Below are 17,388 nucleotides of genomic sequence, written 5' to 3' on the forward strand. Positions count from 1 at the left end.
GACAGATAGCCTTATTCGCATGCGTTTTTATCATCCCATTGTTTGGTGATTTTGACAAGCTACACTGATGGTGACTGTTTCAGTATTTATCCTCGCAGACGTTAAATATCCCAGGCGTTTAGACAACTCCTCAGATTTCAATCTTTGCTTTTTCAAAATATCAGTTGCTGTCCCACGGTCGAGTCTTTCCGCTAATCCGATTAGCAATCCTTTTGTCCCGCGGATGTAGCAAAGTCGATACATTATCATCCGTCCTTCAAGTGTTAGCCCTATTACTATGAAAAATTCAATTGCACTGTCAAGTGGTTCCACGACAATACCAACATTATGCATTTCCATTAATTTGCTTTTTTCCATAATATCCAGCTTTTTTCCGGCGGTTATTGTGATTGAATACAGTATGAAGTTATTTCGAAAATACTTTAGCTATTTCTGTTTTGTCATTCTGTTATAAAAGATTGTTGCCTAAGACTAGAGTTAAACCGTGTTTTTGTTGACCCATTGAAAAAAAGCCTGCTTATATAGGTTTCCCAGAGGGAAAATCTTCCCTCCAATGGTTACATTAGTTTGGCCAAACCGTTCAATCTGAAGGGTGTTGACAATATAAGAACGATGAGTCCGAATGAAGTGACTGGGTAATTTTTGCTCCATTTCTCCGATTCCAATCAGGGTAAACAAAACCTTTGAAGGGGTGACCAATTTGATATGATTCTTCACACTTTCCACATAAAGGATTTCTTTCAGATTGACTTTAATGAATTCCCGATCATGTTTGATATAGATAAATGGTTCAGCATATTCGGTTTCTACGGGCACGTCTAAAGGGGATTGGAAAGGTTGTTTTCGGCTTCCGTATATTTTGCGTACCGCTCGGACAAACCGCTCAAAAGAAATCGGTTTGAGGAGGTAATCAGTAATTTCCAGTTCATATCCTTCCAGTGCATATTCCCGAAATGCGGTGGTGAGGATAATGCCAGGTCTTGCTTTAAGCGTATGAAGCAACTCTATTCCCGACATTTTGGGTAATTGAATATCCAAAAACAGTACATCTACCGGCGAACGTTGGAGTTGAACCATCCCTTCTACAGCATTATGGAAGATATGGGTGATTTCAAGATCCGGGAAATGGGAAATATGATTCTGAAGAATTTTGACGGCGGGAATTTCATCCTCGATAATCATGCATTTCATCTGTTTATTTTTTAATGGTCATTATCTGTCCCGTGACAAAGGATACGGGATAGAATCTCGCATGTGTTATAATCATTCCAGTGTGTGATCCCGTACCTACAGGATCATGCTCGATTTCCTATTAGAATTTAATGTTTAGTCTAACCAAAAAGGTGTCCCTTGCATTGATAACCAGTTCATGATTATCAGGATAAAGCAAAGTCAGTCTTTTTTTTACATTTTGTAATCCTATACCACTTTTAATTGAACCGCTGTGCGAGTCCTCTTGGGAGATTTTGTTTTCAATCATAAAGACCAATTCTTCCTCATTTACAAATAAATAGATTCTGATCCAGGAATTTTTAACATCTTTCGAAGGACCATGCTTAAAGGCATTTTCAACAAAAGGCATAAGTAAAAGCGGGGCCATAAAAACACCGTCTAAACTTCCTTGGATATCAAAATATAGGTCTAATCGCCCACCATATCGGAGTTTTTCCAAGTCAATGTAATTTTTAATCAAATTGACTTCCTTACTTAACAATGTCTGTTCGACATTACATTCATATAGGATGTAGCTTAATATATCAGAGAGTTTCAAAATTGACCCGGAGGCAAATTGGTCTCCTGATAGTACCATTGAATAAATATTATTTAATGTATTGAATAAAAAATGGGGTTGAAGCTGATTTTTAAGGTTTTGAAGCTCTGCCTGTACTTTTTCTGATTTTAGCCGTTCATTTGCCCGGGTCTGAAAAATATTCTGTTGAATTAACTTAATTGCCACTACGGGCGATGCTATATAAATCAGGTCAATAAACATGTAAAGGGTTCTTGATGAAAGAAACTCTTGAGTCTTCCCTGACTTTTCCATGGGAAAAAGTTGATCCAGAAAATATAGAATAACCATTCCAACAAAGGCATAAAAAGCCACGAGTAGGGCTAATTTGATGTATTGGGAACGAGGAAGGTATAGGGGAAAAAGTCTGTATGCCAAATAATAACTGTACGGGATCTTAACCGTCATGAAAAGTATCTCATAAAAAAACCAGTCAGCGTAGTTACCCTCGTAAAATGAACCGTTTACTATTCCGTAAAAAGACAGCCAAAACCCCCAATAAACCATATGCCTGGAGATACGCTCCAAGGTCCATTTATTGTAGTTTTTGTCTAATTCAATCATCGTATTTTTGGTTGAAAATAAGGTGCTTGTCTGATTAAAACTTAGAAATAAATACCAAAGTGCCCTTTGGTTATATCAAAAGCCGATATTCCGGTACAAAACCTCTCAGCCAAATGGCAGTCTGTTTTGGTCCCCATTCTTCCCAAATCAGTCCTGTTTTCCGGTTTTAAGGATGTATTCTCTATAACATGCGTTGAAATTAAATTTTAAACACGCATGATTCGACAATCGGTATTCGTAGTTTTTTTCAGCATCTGTTTAATGCATACGTTTTTGGCAAAGGCCCAAAACACAATTACTGGTAAAGTAGTGGATGCTCAAAATCTTCCTCTGGAATTTGCCCATGTGCTGCTGTTCCAGGATTCATTGTTTCTTCAGGGAACTGTGACTGATTCCCTGGGAAAATTTGAAGTGCTTTATTCCAATTTAGCCGCACCTTATGTAATTCAGGTTCAAGCCATGGGGTTTTCCCAATTTCAAAGTGAACCGTTTGCCTTTTCAGGAAGCAGGGATTTGGGAAACATTTTACTGACAGTTTCTTCTACTGAACTGGACGAAATTACAGTGCAGTCCACCCGTCCGCTTTTTGAACAACGGATAGACAGAACTGTCATTCATGTTCAGGACAGAGTGACAAATCTGGGTAGTTCCGTTCTTGGTGTACTGGGTAGATCACCGGCAGTCCGGGTGAATAGGGGAATCAACCAGATCAGTATGATGGGAAAGGAAGGGGTAATTGTAATGGTGGACAATAAACAGGTCAGGATGGAATCTGCCGACCTGATCCGGTACTTGGAAAACCTGAATACGGACCTGGTAGAATCCATTGAACTGATCACAGCTCCACCGGCAAGTTATGATGCACAGGGTGGGGCAGGTATAATCAACATCAATACCCTCCGTGGTGAAGGAAATTTAGGAGGACAGATCTCAGGTAATTTTGCATATGGAAAACGCCCGAAATATGGTGTAAATCTATCACTGAATGGAACGGGGGAAAAACTGACTTATTATTTCAACGGAGGTTACTCATTAGCCAAGGACCTTGAATTGGTTGAAATCGAAACCGAGCTGAATTTTGGGAATAGTCCTATTGTTTCAAGTTTGGATGTGGAGCGAAAGCCTGCGACTGCTATGTATACCGCCGAGTCGGGACTGAAATGGAAAATTTCCCCTCAAACGGGAGTAGGAATAGGTCTATCCTTATTGCAATCCAATTGGAAAATGGATGCAACTGCTCTGACGAAATCAAGAGATGAAGGGGGGATTACTTCATCCCAAACTGACAGTTATGAGGAAAATCTGCTTTCCCAGGCCATTCTGAACCTTAATCTTTCCCATTCTTTTTCGGACAAAACCAGGGTTGAAATAGACTATGACTATATCAGGTTTGAAAGGGATAACCCAACTGTATACCAAGTTAAAGGAATTGTGAATCAAGATGATGAGCAAAATTCAGGCTTTTTATCCAGAGCTAAGACACCGCTGGATATCCAGGTAGGGAAAATCGACGTACACAAGGATTATACTGAGAATTTAAGTTTTGATTTTGGTCTGAAAGGCACGTATTCAATATTTAACAATCAGGTAAGGGTGGCCGAAAGAAACCAGGAAGGTGTTTGGGTAGATATTCCCGGATTTACTGATTCTTATAAGTTGGATGAATCCTTGTATGCGGTTTATCTGTCTTCCAATTGGCAGATCACGGATAAATTCAGGATGATTGCCGGGCTGAGATATGAAAACTACGAGCTCATTCTGGAATCATCTAAACAGGGAAAAGTAAATAATCGGAAAATGAACAATTTGTTTCCCAACCTGCACGGGAGTTTTACTTTTGATGAAAACAATGAGCTTTCACTCTCATTTGTAAACCGGATCCAGCGCCCAAGTTTCTCTATGCTGGCGCCTTATTTTTATTTCTTTGATGAACATACCCTATTTACCGGGAACCCCGAATTGGTACCGTCATTGACCCATCAAATTCAGTTGGTATATCAGGGTTCAAAGCTGAGCACAACCCTTCAGTTGACAAAAGAATCCCAACCGGTATTTGATGGCCAACCTGACATGGATTTTGAAAACAAACTCTTGGTAGTACGGCCACTACAAGGATTGGAAAGCCAAAGCGGCACACTTTTAATATCCTATCCGGTGGAAATCACCACAGGCTGGACAAGCCAATATGATGTCCGTGGAACGTTACAAACCCAGTACCCCATTGTAAACTCGCTTCCGGTTAAATACGCTTCGGCAAATATTGAAGTTTCCACCACTCAGATTTTCCATGTTTCCGATTGGTTTGATGCTGAACTGAATGCCGCATACTTTTCGAACTACCGTTCGGGAATAATGTATATGAAAGAACGGCTTATGCTGGATTTGGGAATCGGGAAAACCTTTTCATCAGGAATTGGGATTTCATTTAATGTGAATGATGTATTAAACACAGGCAGCCAGTGGCCAATGACCGCTGATTTTCCTACCAATGATTTGGTTTATGATTGGCTTTTTGATGCAGAGGGGCCTATTTTCCGGTTTAATCTGTCGGTTCCATTGGGAAGTAGATCAGTCCGAAAGCTGGGACACAGGTCCGGTTCCGGGGATGAACAGCGGAGACTATAATTTGGCTTGCCGATCCAGGTGTCAAAAATGGAAAATGAGAGGCATACTGCGGACTTATAGCTCATGGCCGTCTACTCATTAGCTGTTCGTTGTTTTTCTTGTCAAGCTAAACTTTATCCATAGAGCCTTATAAGGTGTGACCAATTTCCCAAATGTGTCCAAATGGGTCTTTTAGTTTGCCGATTCTCCAATCTTCTTCGGTAGTCATTGGACAAATTTCTGTCGCACCTAATTTTATTGCCTTTTCAAATAATTTATCAGCATTTCTTGTTTGTAAAATTACTCTGATTGAGCTACTTAATTTTAGGTCTGGCCTTAAATTTCCATTAAGAGATTCTTCGTTACCCACATAAAACTCCGCCTTTTCAATTTCAATAACCGATGATATTTTTTGGTCAGGCATTTCAAACCTTTTAGTTTCAATAGCTCCAAAAGCGGATATATAAAAGTCCACAGCTTTTTTTCCATTGTAAACTGTTAGAAAAGGTTTCACAGTTGTAATATTATTATCTTTCATACTTTTGTTGATTTAAAATTACTTTCTATTTTGTTCGTGTGAAGGTTATATCGCTCTACAATCCCTGCTAATGGTCATGTAGTTAATGCTCCTAATGTTCTTGTTTTTAATAGCTTGCGCTTCTTTTTTGTTACTATATTTTACAATTGAAATCATAAAATCAGTAATTTATTGGGTACTGCCAGATTGAATCCAAGAGTTCTTATTATATCTATATGCAATAAGTGAACTAAAGGATAGTTTCTTTCTGATTGCCGTACCTCTTATTCATATTTCAGCCCATGTATCTGCTTTTGAGAGATAAGCTTTCCATAATCTGACTTTGGCAAAGTCCAGAGGGCGTAAACCATTACCAACAATATTGATAATAAAACTCTATGTTTGATTGACATAACCCTGAGTCTTTAGCAGCTGTATATAGTGCCCATGAAATTTCTTTCTACGTTTATGATCCTCTAAAAGTATGCCTCCGATCCACCTTTCGAGAGGCAGGGTTTCGGGTAGGGGCATAGACTAATCAGACTTTAATTTGGGTTTACTTTCCGTTTTTTCAATCCATCAATCTTTCTGCATTTTCATATATTATTTTAATAGGATTAAGGTCATTAGGTCGGTAAACAGGAACCCTGTCACAGAAAAAAACCAAAAATGGATACTCCTGGAGGCTGGTCAGAAAGGGCTCATACTCCAGGAGGATCATCAGTTTTCCAAGTAAAGCATGTGCAGGTAACAAGCTGAAATCATTAAAACCTTGCGCTCTCCGTGCATGAATGGAATGATAGACTTTTTTCAATAAGTTGATTTGTTGGCTTTCGTTTAGGGTTACCAAGTAAATGCCCTGAATTAAAAACATGTCAAGCGCCTGCAGTGAAATATCAGTATTTTGAAAGGTTCCCTCTGCTGTCATCGGCGGATATATGTTTTGGCATTCGGGTCTGATCAGATCCAGACGGTGCAAAAACACCGAATTTAGATCCTCTCTGGAATACAACTCATCAAAACTGTTAATCGCTTCATATAGATTGTCGAATCCATCTTGGAATTCATCAGAGAGTGCAAAATCCAACAGTGACGGAAGCCTCAACAGGCTTTCCAGTAGGGATCCGGTATCCATCCCATTCAGTTTGTTTTCCGGAATTTGTTGTACAGCCATCATCTCATCCCTACTTTTCAGTTCAGCCCAAGCCGCAGATCCTGGAGTTATCGGATAGCTATATGTATTGTTAAAAATTAGTGGCAAACATCCGGTTTCATCCCGATCCGGGTTTTCGCAGGCCCCCAGCAAACTGATGGCGATTACCAATAAAAGTGGAAGTATTTGTTTTTTTTTCATAATTGAGGGAATGTTAGCCGCTTAAATCACAATGAAGCGAAAAATTGACAGGGATAGTTGGCAAATTTTTCTCATTGTACCTTTTAATACTAGCTGTGGGTGCATTGGTTGATCAGGATAAACTAAAGGGTTCCCATGCTATTGGATCATGGTAATTGATCATTTGAATTTTATTTCCATAGTTCCTCATGAGGGTTCTTACCCTGTCTAGGGTTTCTCCCGTTGTAGGTTGTTGTTTGCAATAGAAGCAGCCATTTTAATAACCGGGTGATGGGGATTGCTAAGTTCCCACCGAAGATAATAAGCATCACCTGCGTGAAGCAGCCAACTCCTTTTGCGCTTGATGGCAAAGGCATCTTTGGTCCTTGGTACATGAATAAGCCTCATATTCTTCACTTGAAACATGAATCTCCAAGAGTTGTTAAAATCACCAATACCACCGATGTGATCGGGATCCAAATGTGTACAAATGCAATGTTTGACTTGCTCTGGATCCAATCCCAGCCATTTAATTGTCCAACAGCGGTGATGTCAACTTTAAGGTCCAATCCCGTGGAAGCAACTAATTCCCAGTCCAATATGTCGTAGGGAGAATTTACCTCATAACGTCCAATACCTAAATCCATCATGGCTAACATTTCTCTTTCTTTTAATAGTAAACAATGGCCCACAGCCGGACTGATTGCTGTCAGTATTTCTACGCAGTTCAGGTGAAATGGCTCCATGTAAGTATATTGGGTTACTATTTTCAACTAATTGGGGAATATCCAGTTCGGGTTTTCCAACGATACAGGTTACCATAAAGTAAAACTCCTGTATTTCCTCATATGTAAATTGTAAAAACGCGACATTGACTCGGAAATTAAAATTACAGGTTTAGTTGGGTAGATTTGAATAGATACTTATAAGCAGACCGTTTCAGGTACCCGAAGTTTACTATGGCTTTCGGAGAATACTTAATAATACCTGTTTATTTAATTCGTTGATCTGATTCCTGAACCTTCTTTTTTTTCCGGCGAAGCTGGAGATTTGGGGTCTGAATTTTAGTTTGAATTGCTTGAAAATTAATTTCTTTGATGTTTCAAAGATGGATCCCAAAACGAAAATTTCCCTTAGTATTTCCTTAGCTCTGTCAGTATTTTTTTTACTGCCATGGATATCACTTTTTGAAATGGCGGAAATACTTAATCGGACTTTTTCGCGGACCCAGGTAAGTCCAAGAATGGGGTATTTGTTTTTTTCGACCTTTGTCGGCTCACTCGTGTTATTTCAGTTTAATTTTTTCTGGAAAAAACGCCTTATTCCGTCCGGAAGCTTCGGGAAGGCTACATTGGGATTATTGAATTTTCTGTTGATCATCTTACTTTCCATTCTACTTTCGGGCATTCTTCGAATCCTATTTGACCTGGAATATTCCAGAGCATTCTTTTTGGTTTTCCTTTTTCGGCATTCGGGTATCTTGATCATTTGTCTGTTGGTGGTATATGCTTATGAGGCATCGGAACGGGCTAAACTAGACCAACGGAAACTGGATGCAATGGCACTAGAAAAAAACCAGACAGAACTTGCGGCACTCAAAAGCCAGATGGACCCCCATTTCCTTTTTAATACACTAAATTCACTTTCAGGGCTTATCAGAAATGATTCCGGAGAGGCAATCCGATTTGTCGGTCACTTATCAGACTGTTTTAGATACACCCTCGAAAACAGGGATTCTATACTTGTAGAACTCAGGGAGGAACTGAAATTTCTGCAGGCCTACCTTTATTTGATGCAAATCCGGTTTGGAGAAGGACTTTCTGTGGAACTGGAAATTAAGGAATCTGAATTTTCAAAAAAGCTACCCCAGTTTGGACTTCAACTGCTTGTGGAAAATGCGGTTAAACATAATTTAGTTTCTTTAAAAAAACCTTTGCAAATCAGGATCTTTCAGCAAAATAATGAAATTATAGTCTCAAATAATTTACAGAAAAAGGATTCTATGGGATTGAGATATGGTATAGGGTTGACAAACCTTAAAAAAAGATACGAGCTGTTAGGTCATGATTCCGTACGGGTAGCATATGTTCAAAATTCATTTCAGGTTACCATTTTGTTACTATGAAGCCGTTGAAAATTCTTTTGGTCGAAGACGAACCGGGGGCCGCAGCAAACTTAAAAGCTATGCTTTCCAATCTGGTACCCGATTTTCAACTCTTGGCCATACTTCCAAGTGTGGAAGAGGCCGTAGAATGGCTTCGTGTTAAAGGAAGTTACCCGGATCTTGGTTTTTTTGATATCCAGTTGGAAGACGGTCTTTCCTTTGAGGTATTCACCAAGGTGGTGGTGGATTTTCCGGTAGTTTTCACCACTGCCTTCGACCAGTATGCCATTGATGCTTTCAAGGTGAACAGCATTGATTACCTGTTGAAACCCATTAATGAAAAACATTTGGCCTTTAGCATTCGAAAATTCGAGCAACTTCGAAAACCTGCGTTGGATGAATCTTTGATTCTGGATCTCCTTCGGAAATCCAGAAGTTCAAATCCCCGTACATTTTTGGTGCATTTCAGGGATAAGCTAATACCTCTTCCTTCCTATGATGTGGCATTCTTTTATATAGAAACGACAGTAGTTCATGCCCGTACCCATAAAAACCAAACTTATCCCCTAGATCTTCGCTTGGATTTATTACAGGATGAATTGGATTCCGGCTTGTTTTTTAGGGCTAACCGACAGTTTCTGGTAAATCGGATAGCCATCAGGAGTGCGGAATACTACTTCAACGGACGGCTTTCCCTTCAAGTGGAGCCCGAATCTGAGGAATTGATTTTAATCAGCAAAGCCAGAGTATCCGAGTTCAGGCAATGGTTTGAAAACCGATAATTGCAGTTCCTCAATTCCCTCCTCCACGTTTTTTCTTCATCTCTTCCCGGATTTCTTTCTGAAATTGCTCAAAAAGGGCATATTGACGGGCATCCAGAACCACTTTCATCGCGTTATCCCGTTCTCCCTTCAAGGATTTCCATTCTTTGAATTTTTGAAGTTTACCTGCCTTGGAGTTGGATAGCGTACGGATACCTTTCCAATATTTCTCCAAAATGCCATTGGTTTTTGTTTTTTGGTCCTCGGTTAAATTCAATTGCTTACTGTATTTTTCAAACCGTTCTTTCAAAGCCTGTTTGTCTTCTTCAGACCAATTTGACTGGGCCTGGGCTCCTGTACCAAATCCAGTAAAAGTCAGAATTAGAACAGTAAAAAGGCTTTTGTTCACCAGTGTTTTCATGAGTTGGTTTTTTGATGTGCTCAAAATTGCAAACCCCGGTTGAATCCAAGCCAATCATATTATTCCAATCAGTAGAAATTGCAGCTCAAACTGACTTAACTCCGGTTGAACCTTTTCATGGTCAGGGAGCAGGCTCAGTTGTCTTTTTTCCAGCTTCAGGTATTTTTTTATAACAGCAGTGGCTCAAACCCGGAATTTTGCCTAACAAAAAATCTTGTTTCGACCAGAATGCCTTATCCGACGATGGGCTTATTCCAGCCTCGGGATCCGGCAATATGTTCCCAAAACCAAATTATTTAAAGATGAAAGTATCCATGAATTGGCCAATTATCAAAACATTCGGAATAATCCTGATCACCTTGATTTCCTGTGTGCAGGAAGAGCCTCCCAAGGAATTCCGGTTTTATCAGGAAATGATCATAGACGGAATAAAGAGAACCTACCTCGTTAATCTTCCGCCAAATTATTATCAGCAGGAGGGAACCCGGAAATTTCCTGTTGTGGTTGCCTTACATGGCACTGGAGGAAATGCCGGGCAAGCAGAGCGGGATTACGGACTCACGCCCAAAGCAACTGAGTCAGAATACGTCATTGTCTACCCGGAAGGAGTACCGAGATCAGGACCATTGGGTATCCGAACCTGGAATGCCGGGAAATGCTGTGACTATGCGATGGAAAGTCAGACAGATGATGTCGGTTTTGTTTCCACAGTGATTGATGTCATGGTTGGGCAGTATCAGGGTGATCCTAAGAAAATATTTGTTACAGGAATGTCAAACGGTGCAATGCTTGCCTACCGTTTGGCCTGCGAAATACCTGAAAAGATCACTGCTGTTGCCCCGGTCAGCGGGACCATGATGGCAAGGAATTGTACTTCAGATAAAGCTCTTCCAATACTGCATATTCATTCGGTATTGGATAAGATTATTCCTTTTAATGGTGGAATTGGACTGGCAGGATATCATTTTGCTTCAGTTGATTCAGCACTTGCCGTGTGGAGTTCTATTAATGAGCTTCCGATTGTTCCCCTAGAGAGCCGATTTCAGGATTACACCTATAAGTTATGGGAAAATGGGACAAATTACACCATTGAACTTTTTGTAACTGAAGATGGGGGGCATTCCTGGCCAGGTGGTAATATAGCCAGACCCGGAGCGGACTCTCCTTCTTCAGCGGTAGATGCTACGGAATTAATCTGGGACTTTTTTCGGAGGCATTAATCCTGCCTCCGTCCTGCCTCACCCGCTTTCTGTCCTTATTCCGGAAATTCGGGTATTCCCCTCCCGTAACAATTAAAAGAAATTTTATCCAACAGCTTTCCAATCAACCCCGCACTTCCATGAACTACCAGATTGTTACGCCTCAAATTTGCCTTCGTCCATTCATTCAATACTGTTGGACGCTGGAAACAAAACGGATGAATTCTGCTGTTTTGGAATTAATAACCACTGCCGATAATTCCTCAGGTATCATGTTACAGTGTGCTCAGTTAAAAGGTGAGGGGCTATACAATGGAAAAGGCAAAGCATTGCCAGGCTGTTTTCTGTATGGGCAACAAACTGGTCCAGGAAGATATTTTGTCCAAACACATATTTCAATAGCGGGTGTAGTTTTTCAGCCACAAGGGATTCACAAGCTTTTCCGATTTCCGGCATTTAAGGCAACCAATAGAATCATAGCATTCAAAGAATTTTGTAGTGAATCGTATAAATTCAATTTGAATAAACAATTACCTGCGTTGGATCGATTGGCCTTGCTTGAAACGTTCCTAATTTCAAAAATCCCCGGTAATTCCAGTGAAGATCAATCTTTTACCAGAGTATTAAAACAAATACAAAATCAACCCGAATTATTTTCCGTGTCAGAATTGAAGGATTTGTTGGGAATCTCAACCCGACAACTGGAAAGAAAATTTAATCAGACAATCGGGGTAAGTCCTGGCTATTATTTACGGGTAATGAGGTTTAAAAAAGCAATGGAATTAATTAAATCAGGTGAATTCAATAAATTCTCAGATATCGCATACTCTTTGTATTATACAGATCAATCTCATTTCATTAAAGAAGTTCGATACTTTTCGGGTTTGAATCCTAAAAAACTAATCGGTTTTAGATCGAAGTATTTAAATGAACTGGGGCTCCCGGTTTCTATGGTTAACCTTGCTGATTTTAAAATCACAGACAATTTCATCTGATTATAATTTGATTTTTAAAGGCCATATGGAATCTCGCTTATATTACAACCATTCCAGTGTGTGTTCCCTTACGTACGGGATCATGCTCGATTTCATGTGCTGATAAAAAGCTTATAGGGAAACCGAAAGTAAACCATTTCAAGGTTTCAGTCCCCTGTAAAACTTTCCAACTGAAGGGTATAACTTTGGGCATTACTTTCATTTTAAAAATTATTTGACGCTTATATACAATTTAAGGTAAAGTTGATGTCATATTTTTATTATGGTCAAGACAGAGATTTCACTGTTTTCGTTTTCTTTGAAGAAGTTGGCGGTAAAACATTATTGACAATGTAATCAGTATTCAAGTCAAAAGAAATTATCGAATAATTAAATAGAAAAGTAAATACCATTGAGGGTGGTAAGTAGACTTTAAATAGACTTGAGTACTATCTTGAAATTTTAGCAAAATAATCTTTCCATGCAATGAAAAAAAGTTAAAATTATATATTGGACAACAGCAAATATATTTTCCTTATTCATGGTATTAGGGGCTATTCCTGATATTTTAATGATTGACGAAGCAAAGGAAGTTGCAAAACATTTAGGCTACCCTTTATATCTATTGCCATTTCTAGGTGTTGCAAAAACTTTAGGTGCAATCACAATCGTGATACCAAAATTTGACAGACTAAAAGAATGGGCTTATGCAGGTTTGAGTATAAATCTAATAGGGGCAATCTATTCAATAATCCAAACAGATGGTTTTGGTTCAGATATTATTATTCCTTCTATTGGTGTTTTATTTCTCACGGTTTCTTACATTTTTTGGGTTAGGTCTAAGACAATTAAATAAAGTGAAACTAAATTAAACTGACTAAAAACAAATAAATTATGAGCAAAGTAATCTTTGACAGCGGAATATCACTTGACGGTTTTTTCGCAGGAGACAACAGAGGGCCAAGTAATCCAATGGGTGGAGTTTCAGGAAAAATCCATATGTGGACACTTAATCAAAAGGCGTTTTGGGAATATTTAGGAATGGAAGGTGGCAAAGAAGATAATTTTGAAGGTCAACTTATTAGAGATGTAAATGCAAGAACAGGAGCATTTATTATGGGAAAACGAATGTTTGAAGAAGGGGAAGCAAGTTGGCCAGAAGACTTGTATAAAGCAGACGTTTATGTATTGACACACGAAAAGCGCGAACCTTGGGTTCAGAAAGGGAAGACAATATTTTACTACATTAATGACGGAATAGAAAGTGCCTTAGAAAAAGCAAGACAATCGGCAAAAGGAAAGGATATTAGAATACAGGGTGGAGCAAACACTATTCAACAATTTTTAAATGCCGGACTTGTGGACGAATTTTTCATTCACATTGCTCCTGTTTTTTTAGGTGATGGTATTCGGCTCTTTGACGGCATTGACAAAGACAAGTATGACATCCAAATCGTAGAAGTGATACCGTCAGAATTGACAACACATTTAAGGTACAAATTGGCGAAGAAATGAAATCAACCGTATGACAGAAATAAAACAAAATTTAGAGAACCAAAAAAATGGAGCAATAGAGTTATGTCATTTAATCATTTTGGCTAAAGACAAAATCAAAACGGCTGATTTTATTACAACTCTTTTAGACCTACCAAGAGCAATTCCTGCTGACGGCCCTGTACCTTATTTTTTCCGTTGTATTGAATTTGGAAATGATGTTACAATACTTATAACTGAATTCAAGGAACATCCAATTGGTTATTACGCTTTTAAAGTAACAAGCGACCATTTCGAAAAAATAGTTGAAAAAATGAAGAAAGAGAAAATGGACTTTTGGGCAGACCCAAGAATGCAAAGGCCATTTGAAATCTATGAACAAGACGGGAATAAAGGCTTTTATGTGATTGACCCCTCCTGACACGGATTGGAAGTACTTTCAAAGAGTGACAAATAGCAAACAAAGAACCGCCAACACACGCTTGGTGGCCACTGTAAGGAAGCCACTAAACCATAAAATCCCTTCTCGAAAAAAAGCTTTCGCTATGAAGGGTGGAACTTTTCGGGGATAATCTCCAACATTTCTAAAAAACAGTTTTTCCATTGACTTGCAGACAAACAAGCAGTTTGAGCATTAAGGTTTATTCCGAACTTTTCCGAAATTGACCTGACCTGACTTTTTCTGAAAATTGATTTTAAAGCAGTTTTGACAGATAAGTCAGGCTGCTGTAACAGATAGGAGACAAAGGCTAAATATTTGACTTTAAGCACCAAATCAGAAGTCGACTGTTTTCTTTTAATGCTTAACAGAGCTGACTTGACAGTTGGTGGGGGCAGAAAGCTTTCAGGACTTACCTCATAAAGTAGTTTTAAATCAAAGAATGTATGATAGAAAACGGTATAGGGATTGTAAAGCTTGTTCGAAAATAACTTTTGTGCAGGCTCTAATTGAAGGACTATAGAACCTCCCTGGAAATTTTCAAGACTCTTAAACATCAGAATTTTGAAAATATCGGAAGTAATGCCATAAGGAATATTGGACACCACTTTAAAGGGAGTTTTGGGAACCTCAAAATTTCTGAAATCACAACCGACAACTTTAACATTACGGGCATTAGAAAATAATTTCCGTAAATGTTCAACTAAAGCTGTGTCGTTTTCAATAGCTACAACATTGTTGGTGATTTTTAATAAATGAACAGTAAGAAACCCCTTGCCTGCTCCAATATCTAAAACCGTGTCCTGACTATTTATATTTGCTTGTTTTATTGCATCTTCTATGAGCACTTTATCAATTGTAAAGTGCTGACCCGTGAAACGAACGGGCAATTTCTTTTTTGTCATTAATTACTTCTTACAGGTGAATACTTGAATTCAAATCGTAGAGAAGTGAATAGACAGTATTACCCGACATAGTAACTACGACAAAGCAATGCCATCAAAAAAAAATGACAGCACAAGCAAAGCATAGACTGTTTGTCTTGACCTAAAAGATTGATCGGGATTTATTCAGGACTGCCTATCACTTAGATAGAAGTCCATAGTCTACAAAGACAAAACATAGCGATATTATTTTAAATTATACGACTGCAAATTTAATCACTTTACTTGATAAATTAACGAAAAAGAAGCGATTAAATTGGAAGGAAAACGATAGGGGTGTATTTTTTTGGAAATTTGTATGGAATTGAAAAGTAGATTATTACGAGCGAAAAAAACAATGACTCGCCAACATTGATTAAGCGTAATACGCTTATACTTGACCGTTGTGTGATTAGAACACAATCAAGGATTATTGATGCGTTGTAACAGATGAGAATATATCTTTCAGTGACGATTTTCAGGAATAGTTACTACACCCTTCAAAAGGGATGATTGATTATTATAATACATAATCGTAGTCAATAACAAGAGTAATGGTTTGGCAGGCTACAAGGAAGTAAAATTCAATGCTGGAAATTGCAGCATAGACAATATGGAGTGGAAGAGTTTGGGGCAAGACTAACGTGCTGGACTAAAAAGCTGAGATGAAGAAGTGATGGGGGTTGAGAAGTCTTTTATTCTATTGAATAGATTATTTTGAGGATGAATAAAATTATGTTGGTTTCGGTAGGGTAGGAGGCGTTAAAGGGTTATAAGCTCAACACATTGTAATTGTATAAGTCGTTCCTTTGGTAAATATTTGATTTAGTGGTTATTGTGGATAGACACTGCAACAAAACATAAATCTCATCTCAGAAAAATTCGGAAACAAAAAAAAGAAAAATTTGCGCAACTAAATAATTGCATGGATATTTGCAATCACTTAGTAGCAAATAATTAAATGATGGAAACAAGACGGGACGTTTTTCAAGCAATTGCTGACCCTACAAGAAGAGCTATCATCATGCTTTTAACTGTAGGCGCAATGACACCAAATGCACTTGCTGAGCATTTTAATTCAAGTAGACAAGCCGTTTCAAAGCATTTACAAATTCTGACAGAATGCGAAGTACTAAAGCAGGAGCAACAAGGTAGAGAAATTCACTATCACCTAAATGCCGACAAAATGAAAGATATAGAAATATGGTTAGAACAATTTAGGCAATTGCTCGCCAAACGTTTTAACCAATTGGACACCGTTTTAGAACAATTAAAATCAAAAGGAAAATGAATCCAAATTTAAAATTTGACTTTATAGTCAACAAAGAAAACAATACAGTAAATGTAAAGCGTGAGTTTGCCGCAAATCTTGAACTAGTTTGGGAAGCTTGGACAAATCCTGAAATTCTTGATCAATGGTGGGCTCCCAAACCCTACAAAACGAGAACCAAGTCAATGGATTTTAGAGAAGGGGGAATGTGGCTTTACGAAATGTTTAATACCGAAAGTAAAAACCAGAAAGAATGCCATTGGTGTAAAAATGATTACATCAAAATTGTGCATCAGTCTATGTTTTCGGGCTTAGATGCATTTTGTGATGAAAACGGAATTGTAAACCAAGAAATGCCAAGAACTCAATGGACAAATCTGTTTAATGAAAACGGAGAAAAAACCCTTGTAACCATTACAGCCCAATATGATAGTCTTGCTGACTTAGAAAAGATTATTGAAATGGGTTTTAAAGAAGGCTTTACAATGGCTATGGAAAATCTAGACCAATACATAGAAGCAAAATTCAAACTTCGCCAGGAAAACAAAACCAATAACAATGCAAGGGTTTGTACTTACTTAAATTTTGACGGAAAAACCGAAGAAGCATTTTTGTTTTACAAATCTGCTTTTAAAACAGAATTTATAGGAAAAGGCATCGAGCGATTTGAAGAAATTCCGCCAAGTGTCGAGCATCCGCCAATGCCGGAAGCAGTCAAGAAAATGGTATTGCACGTAGAACTTCCCATTCTTGGCGGGCATATTTTAATGGGGACAGATGCCCCAAAAGAAATGGGCTTTACACTTACAAAAGGCAATACTATGCACATTTGCCTCGAACCCGAATCTAGAGAAGAAGCAGAACGGCTGTTCACGGAGCTATCTGCTGGCGGAAATGTTACAATGCCATTGGCAGATATGTTTTTCGGTGCTTATTTCGGAGAATTTTCGGACAAATTTGGAATCAATTGGATGATTAACTATCACAGCAAATAAA

19 protein-coding genes are annotated in these 17,388 nt (G+C 38.5%); 10 read left to right on the top strand and 9 right to left on the bottom strand.

What is annotated here, in order from left to right; genetic code table 11:
• Positions 1-30: 30 nt before the first annotated feature.
• The 3 genes from ID165_RS01985 to ID165_RS01995 all read right to left on the bottom strand — a co-directional run bounded on the left by ID165_RS01985 (position 31) and on the right by ID165_RS01995 (position 2,353).
• The gene (locus ID165_RS01985; RefSeq protein ID WP_192351804.1) at positions 31-357 is read right to left on the bottom strand and encodes a hypothetical protein; all 327 of its coding nucleotides are present in this window, start codon (positions 355-357) and stop codon (positions 31-33) included.
• A gap of 120 nt (positions 358-477) precedes the next feature.
• Positions 478-1,191, bottom strand: coding sequence for a LytTR family DNA-binding domain-containing protein (locus ID165_RS01990; protein WP_192348734.1), 714 nt, complete (start codon positions 1,189-1,191; stop codon positions 478-480).
• 121 nt (positions 1,192-1,312) lie between these two features.
• Positions 1,313-2,353: a sensor histidine kinase gene (locus ID165_RS01995; protein WP_192348735.1), complete on the bottom strand. Its 1,041-nt coding sequence runs from the start codon at positions 2,351-2,353 to the stop codon at positions 1,313-1,315.
• A gap of 261 nt (positions 2,354-2,614) precedes the next feature.
• On the opposite strand from ID165_RS01995, the gene ID165_RS02000 reads away from it, so the two are divergent.
• Positions 2,615-4,978, top strand: a complete 2,364-nt coding sequence (locus ID165_RS02000; protein WP_192348736.1) for a TonB-dependent receptor domain-containing protein — start codon at positions 2,615-2,617, stop codon at positions 4,976-4,978.
• Between the two features lie 127 nt (positions 4,979-5,105).
• Here ID165_RS02000 and ID165_RS02005 read toward each other — a convergent pair whose 3' ends face one another.
• The 4 genes from ID165_RS02005 to ID165_RS02020 all read right to left on the bottom strand — a co-directional run bounded on the left by ID165_RS02005 (position 5,106) and on the right by ID165_RS02020 (position 7,553).
• Positions 5,106-5,495: a VOC family protein gene (locus ID165_RS02005; RefSeq protein WP_192348737.1), complete on the bottom strand. Its 390-nt coding sequence runs from the start codon at positions 5,493-5,495 to the stop codon at positions 5,106-5,108.
• Between the two features lie 550 nt (positions 5,496-6,045).
• Positions 6,046-6,828 carry a hypothetical protein gene (locus ID165_RS02010; RefSeq protein WP_192348738.1) on the bottom strand — a complete coding sequence of 261 codons (783 nt, stop codon included), beginning with the start codon at positions 6,826-6,828 and terminating at the stop codon, positions 6,046-6,048.
• 207 nt (positions 6,829-7,035) lie between these two features.
• A complete protein-coding gene (locus tag ID165_RS02015; RefSeq protein ID WP_192348739.1) occupies positions 7,036-7,326 on the bottom strand; it encodes an MBL fold metallo-hydrolase in 291 nt (96 codons plus the stop codon).
• Positions 7,221-7,553: a hypothetical protein gene (locus ID165_RS02020; protein WP_192351806.1), complete on the bottom strand. Its 333-nt coding sequence runs from the start codon at positions 7,551-7,553 to the stop codon at positions 7,221-7,223. The genes ID165_RS02015 and ID165_RS02020 overlap by 106 nt, the downstream gene beginning before the upstream one ends.
• 446 nt (positions 7,554-7,999) lie before the next feature.
• Between ID165_RS02020 and ID165_RS02025 the strand changes: the two genes are divergently transcribed.
• Positions 8,000-8,932: a sensor histidine kinase gene (locus ID165_RS02025; protein WP_192348740.1), complete on the top strand. Its 933-nt coding sequence runs from the start codon at positions 8,000-8,002 to the stop codon at positions 8,930-8,932.
• Positions 8,929-9,693, top strand: coding sequence for a LytTR family DNA-binding domain-containing protein (locus tag ID165_RS02030; protein ID WP_192348741.1), 765 nt, complete (start codon positions 8,929-8,931; stop codon positions 9,691-9,693). The genes ID165_RS02025 and ID165_RS02030 overlap by 4 nt, the downstream gene beginning before the upstream one ends.
• Before the next feature lie 10 nt (positions 9,694-9,703).
• Here the strand turns inward: ID165_RS02030 and ID165_RS02035 are convergent, their stop codons facing one another.
• A complete protein-coding gene (locus ID165_RS02035) occupies positions 9,704-10,093 on the bottom strand; it encodes a hypothetical protein (RefSeq protein ID WP_192348742.1) in 390 nt (129 codons plus the stop codon).
• Positions 10,094-10,395: 302 nt separating this feature from the next.
• Here ID165_RS02035 and ID165_RS02040 point away from each other — a divergent pair, with 302 nt between their 5' ends.
• From ID165_RS02040 to ID165_RS02060, 5 genes are all read left to right on the top strand, one after another.
• Positions 10,396-11,313 (top strand): PHB depolymerase family esterase, encoded by a 918-nt coding sequence (locus tag ID165_RS02040; RefSeq protein ID WP_225586948.1) that lies wholly within the window; start codon positions 10,396-10,398, stop codon positions 11,311-11,313.
• A 119-nt stretch (positions 11,314-11,432) separates the two neighbouring features.
• The gene (locus ID165_RS02045; RefSeq protein ID WP_192348744.1) at positions 11,433-12,287 is read left to right on the top strand and encodes a helix-turn-helix transcriptional regulator; all 855 of its coding nucleotides are present in this window, start codon (positions 11,433-11,435) and stop codon (positions 12,285-12,287) included.
• A 505-nt stretch (positions 12,288-12,792) separates the two neighbouring features.
• Positions 12,793-13,122, top strand: coding sequence for a DoxX family protein (locus ID165_RS02050; RefSeq protein ID WP_255505236.1), 330 nt, complete (start codon positions 12,793-12,795; stop codon positions 13,120-13,122).
• A gap of 38 nt (positions 13,123-13,160) precedes the next feature.
• A complete protein-coding gene (locus ID165_RS02055; protein WP_192348746.1) occupies positions 13,161-13,781 on the top strand; it encodes a dihydrofolate reductase family protein in 621 nt (206 codons plus the stop codon).
• Positions 13,782-13,791: 10 nt separating this feature from the next.
• On the top strand, positions 13,792-14,181 hold the full coding sequence (locus ID165_RS02060; protein ID WP_192348747.1) for a VOC family protein: 390 nt from the start codon (positions 13,792-13,794) through the stop codon (positions 14,179-14,181).
• Between the two features lie 122 nt (positions 14,182-14,303).
• Here the strand turns inward: ID165_RS02060 and erm are convergent, their stop codons facing one another.
• Positions 14,304-15,104 (bottom strand): 23S ribosomal RNA methyltransferase Erm, encoded by an 801-nt coding sequence (gene erm, locus ID165_RS02065; RefSeq protein ID WP_192348748.1) that lies wholly within the window; start codon positions 15,102-15,104, stop codon positions 14,304-14,306.
• Between the two features lie 982 nt (positions 15,105-16,086).
• On the opposite strand from erm, the gene ID165_RS02070 reads away from it, so the two are divergent.
• Positions 16,087-16,413 (top strand): helix-turn-helix transcriptional regulator, encoded by a 327-nt coding sequence (locus ID165_RS02070; protein WP_192351231.1) that lies wholly within the window; start codon positions 16,087-16,089, stop codon positions 16,411-16,413.
• Entirely contained in the window at positions 16,410-17,387 is a 978-nt protein-coding gene (locus tag ID165_RS02075; protein ID WP_192348749.1) for an SRPBCC domain-containing protein, read from the top strand. Before ID165_RS02070 ends, ID165_RS02075 begins: the two co-directional genes overlap by 4 nt.
• Position 17,388 lies beyond the last annotated feature (1 nt).

Origin of the sequence: Algoriphagus sp. Y33 (assembly GCF_014838715.1) — a bacterium.
GTDB lineage: Bacteria > Bacteroidota > Bacteroidia > Cytophagales > Cyclobacteriaceae > Algoriphagus.

Bases quoted from the DNA above. Each gene is read 5' to 3' on its own strand.
- erm (WP_192348748.1), bottom strand. From the start codon at position 15,104: ATGACAAAAAAGAAATTGCCCGTTCGTTTCACGGGTCAGCACTTTACA.
- ID165_RS02020 (WP_192351806.1), bottom strand. From the start codon at position 7,553: ATGGAGCCATTTCACCTGAACTGCGTAGAAATACTGACAGCAATCAGT.
- ID165_RS02070 (WP_192351231.1), top strand. From the start codon at position 16,087: ATGGAAACAAGACGGGACGTTTTTCAAGCAATTGCTGACCCTACAAGA.
- ID165_RS01995 (WP_192348735.1), bottom strand. From the start codon at position 2,353: ATGATTGAATTAGACAAAAACTACAATAAATGGACCTTGGAGCGTATC.
- ID165_RS02030 (WP_192348741.1), top strand. From the start codon at position 8,929: ATGAAGCCGTTGAAAATTCTTTTGGTCGAAGACGAACCGGGGGCCGCA.
- ID165_RS01990 (WP_192348734.1), bottom strand. From the start codon at position 1,191: ATGAAATGCATGATTATCGAGGATGAAATTCCCGCCGTCAAAATTCTT.
- ID165_RS02025 (WP_192348740.1), top strand. From the start codon at position 8,000: ATGGCGGAAATACTTAATCGGACTTTTTCGCGGACCCAGGTAAGTCCA.
- ID165_RS02000 (WP_192348736.1), top strand. From the start codon at position 2,615: ATGCATACGTTTTTGGCAAAGGCCCAAAACACAATTACTGGTAAAGTA.
- ID165_RS02075 (WP_192348749.1), top strand. From the start codon at position 16,410: ATGAATCCAAATTTAAAATTTGACTTTATAGTCAACAAAGAAAACAAT.
- ID165_RS01985 (WP_192351804.1), bottom strand. From the start codon at position 357: ATGGAAAAAAGCAAATTAATGGAAATGCATAATGTTGGTATTGTCGTG.
- ID165_RS02060 (WP_192348747.1), top strand. From the start codon at position 13,792: ATGACAGAAATAAAACAAAATTTAGAGAACCAAAAAAATGGAGCAATA.
- ID165_RS02010 (WP_192348738.1), bottom strand. From the start codon at position 6,828: ATGAAAAAAAAACAAATACTTCCACTTTTATTGGTAATCGCCATCAGT.
- ID165_RS02035 (WP_192348742.1), bottom strand. From the start codon at position 10,093: ATGAAAACACTGGTGAACAAAAGCCTTTTTACTGTTCTAATTCTGACT.
- ID165_RS02055 (WP_192348746.1), top strand. From the start codon at position 13,161: ATGAGCAAAGTAATCTTTGACAGCGGAATATCACTTGACGGTTTTTTC.
- ID165_RS02040 (WP_225586948.1), top strand. From the start codon at position 10,396: ATGAAAGTATCCATGAATTGGCCAATTATCAAAACATTCGGAATAATC.
- ID165_RS02005 (WP_192348737.1), bottom strand. From the start codon at position 5,495: ATGAAAGATAATAATATTACAACTGTGAAACCTTTTCTAACAGTTTAC.
- ID165_RS02045 (WP_192348744.1), top strand. From the start codon at position 11,433: ATGAACTACCAGATTGTTACGCCTCAAATTTGCCTTCGTCCATTCATT.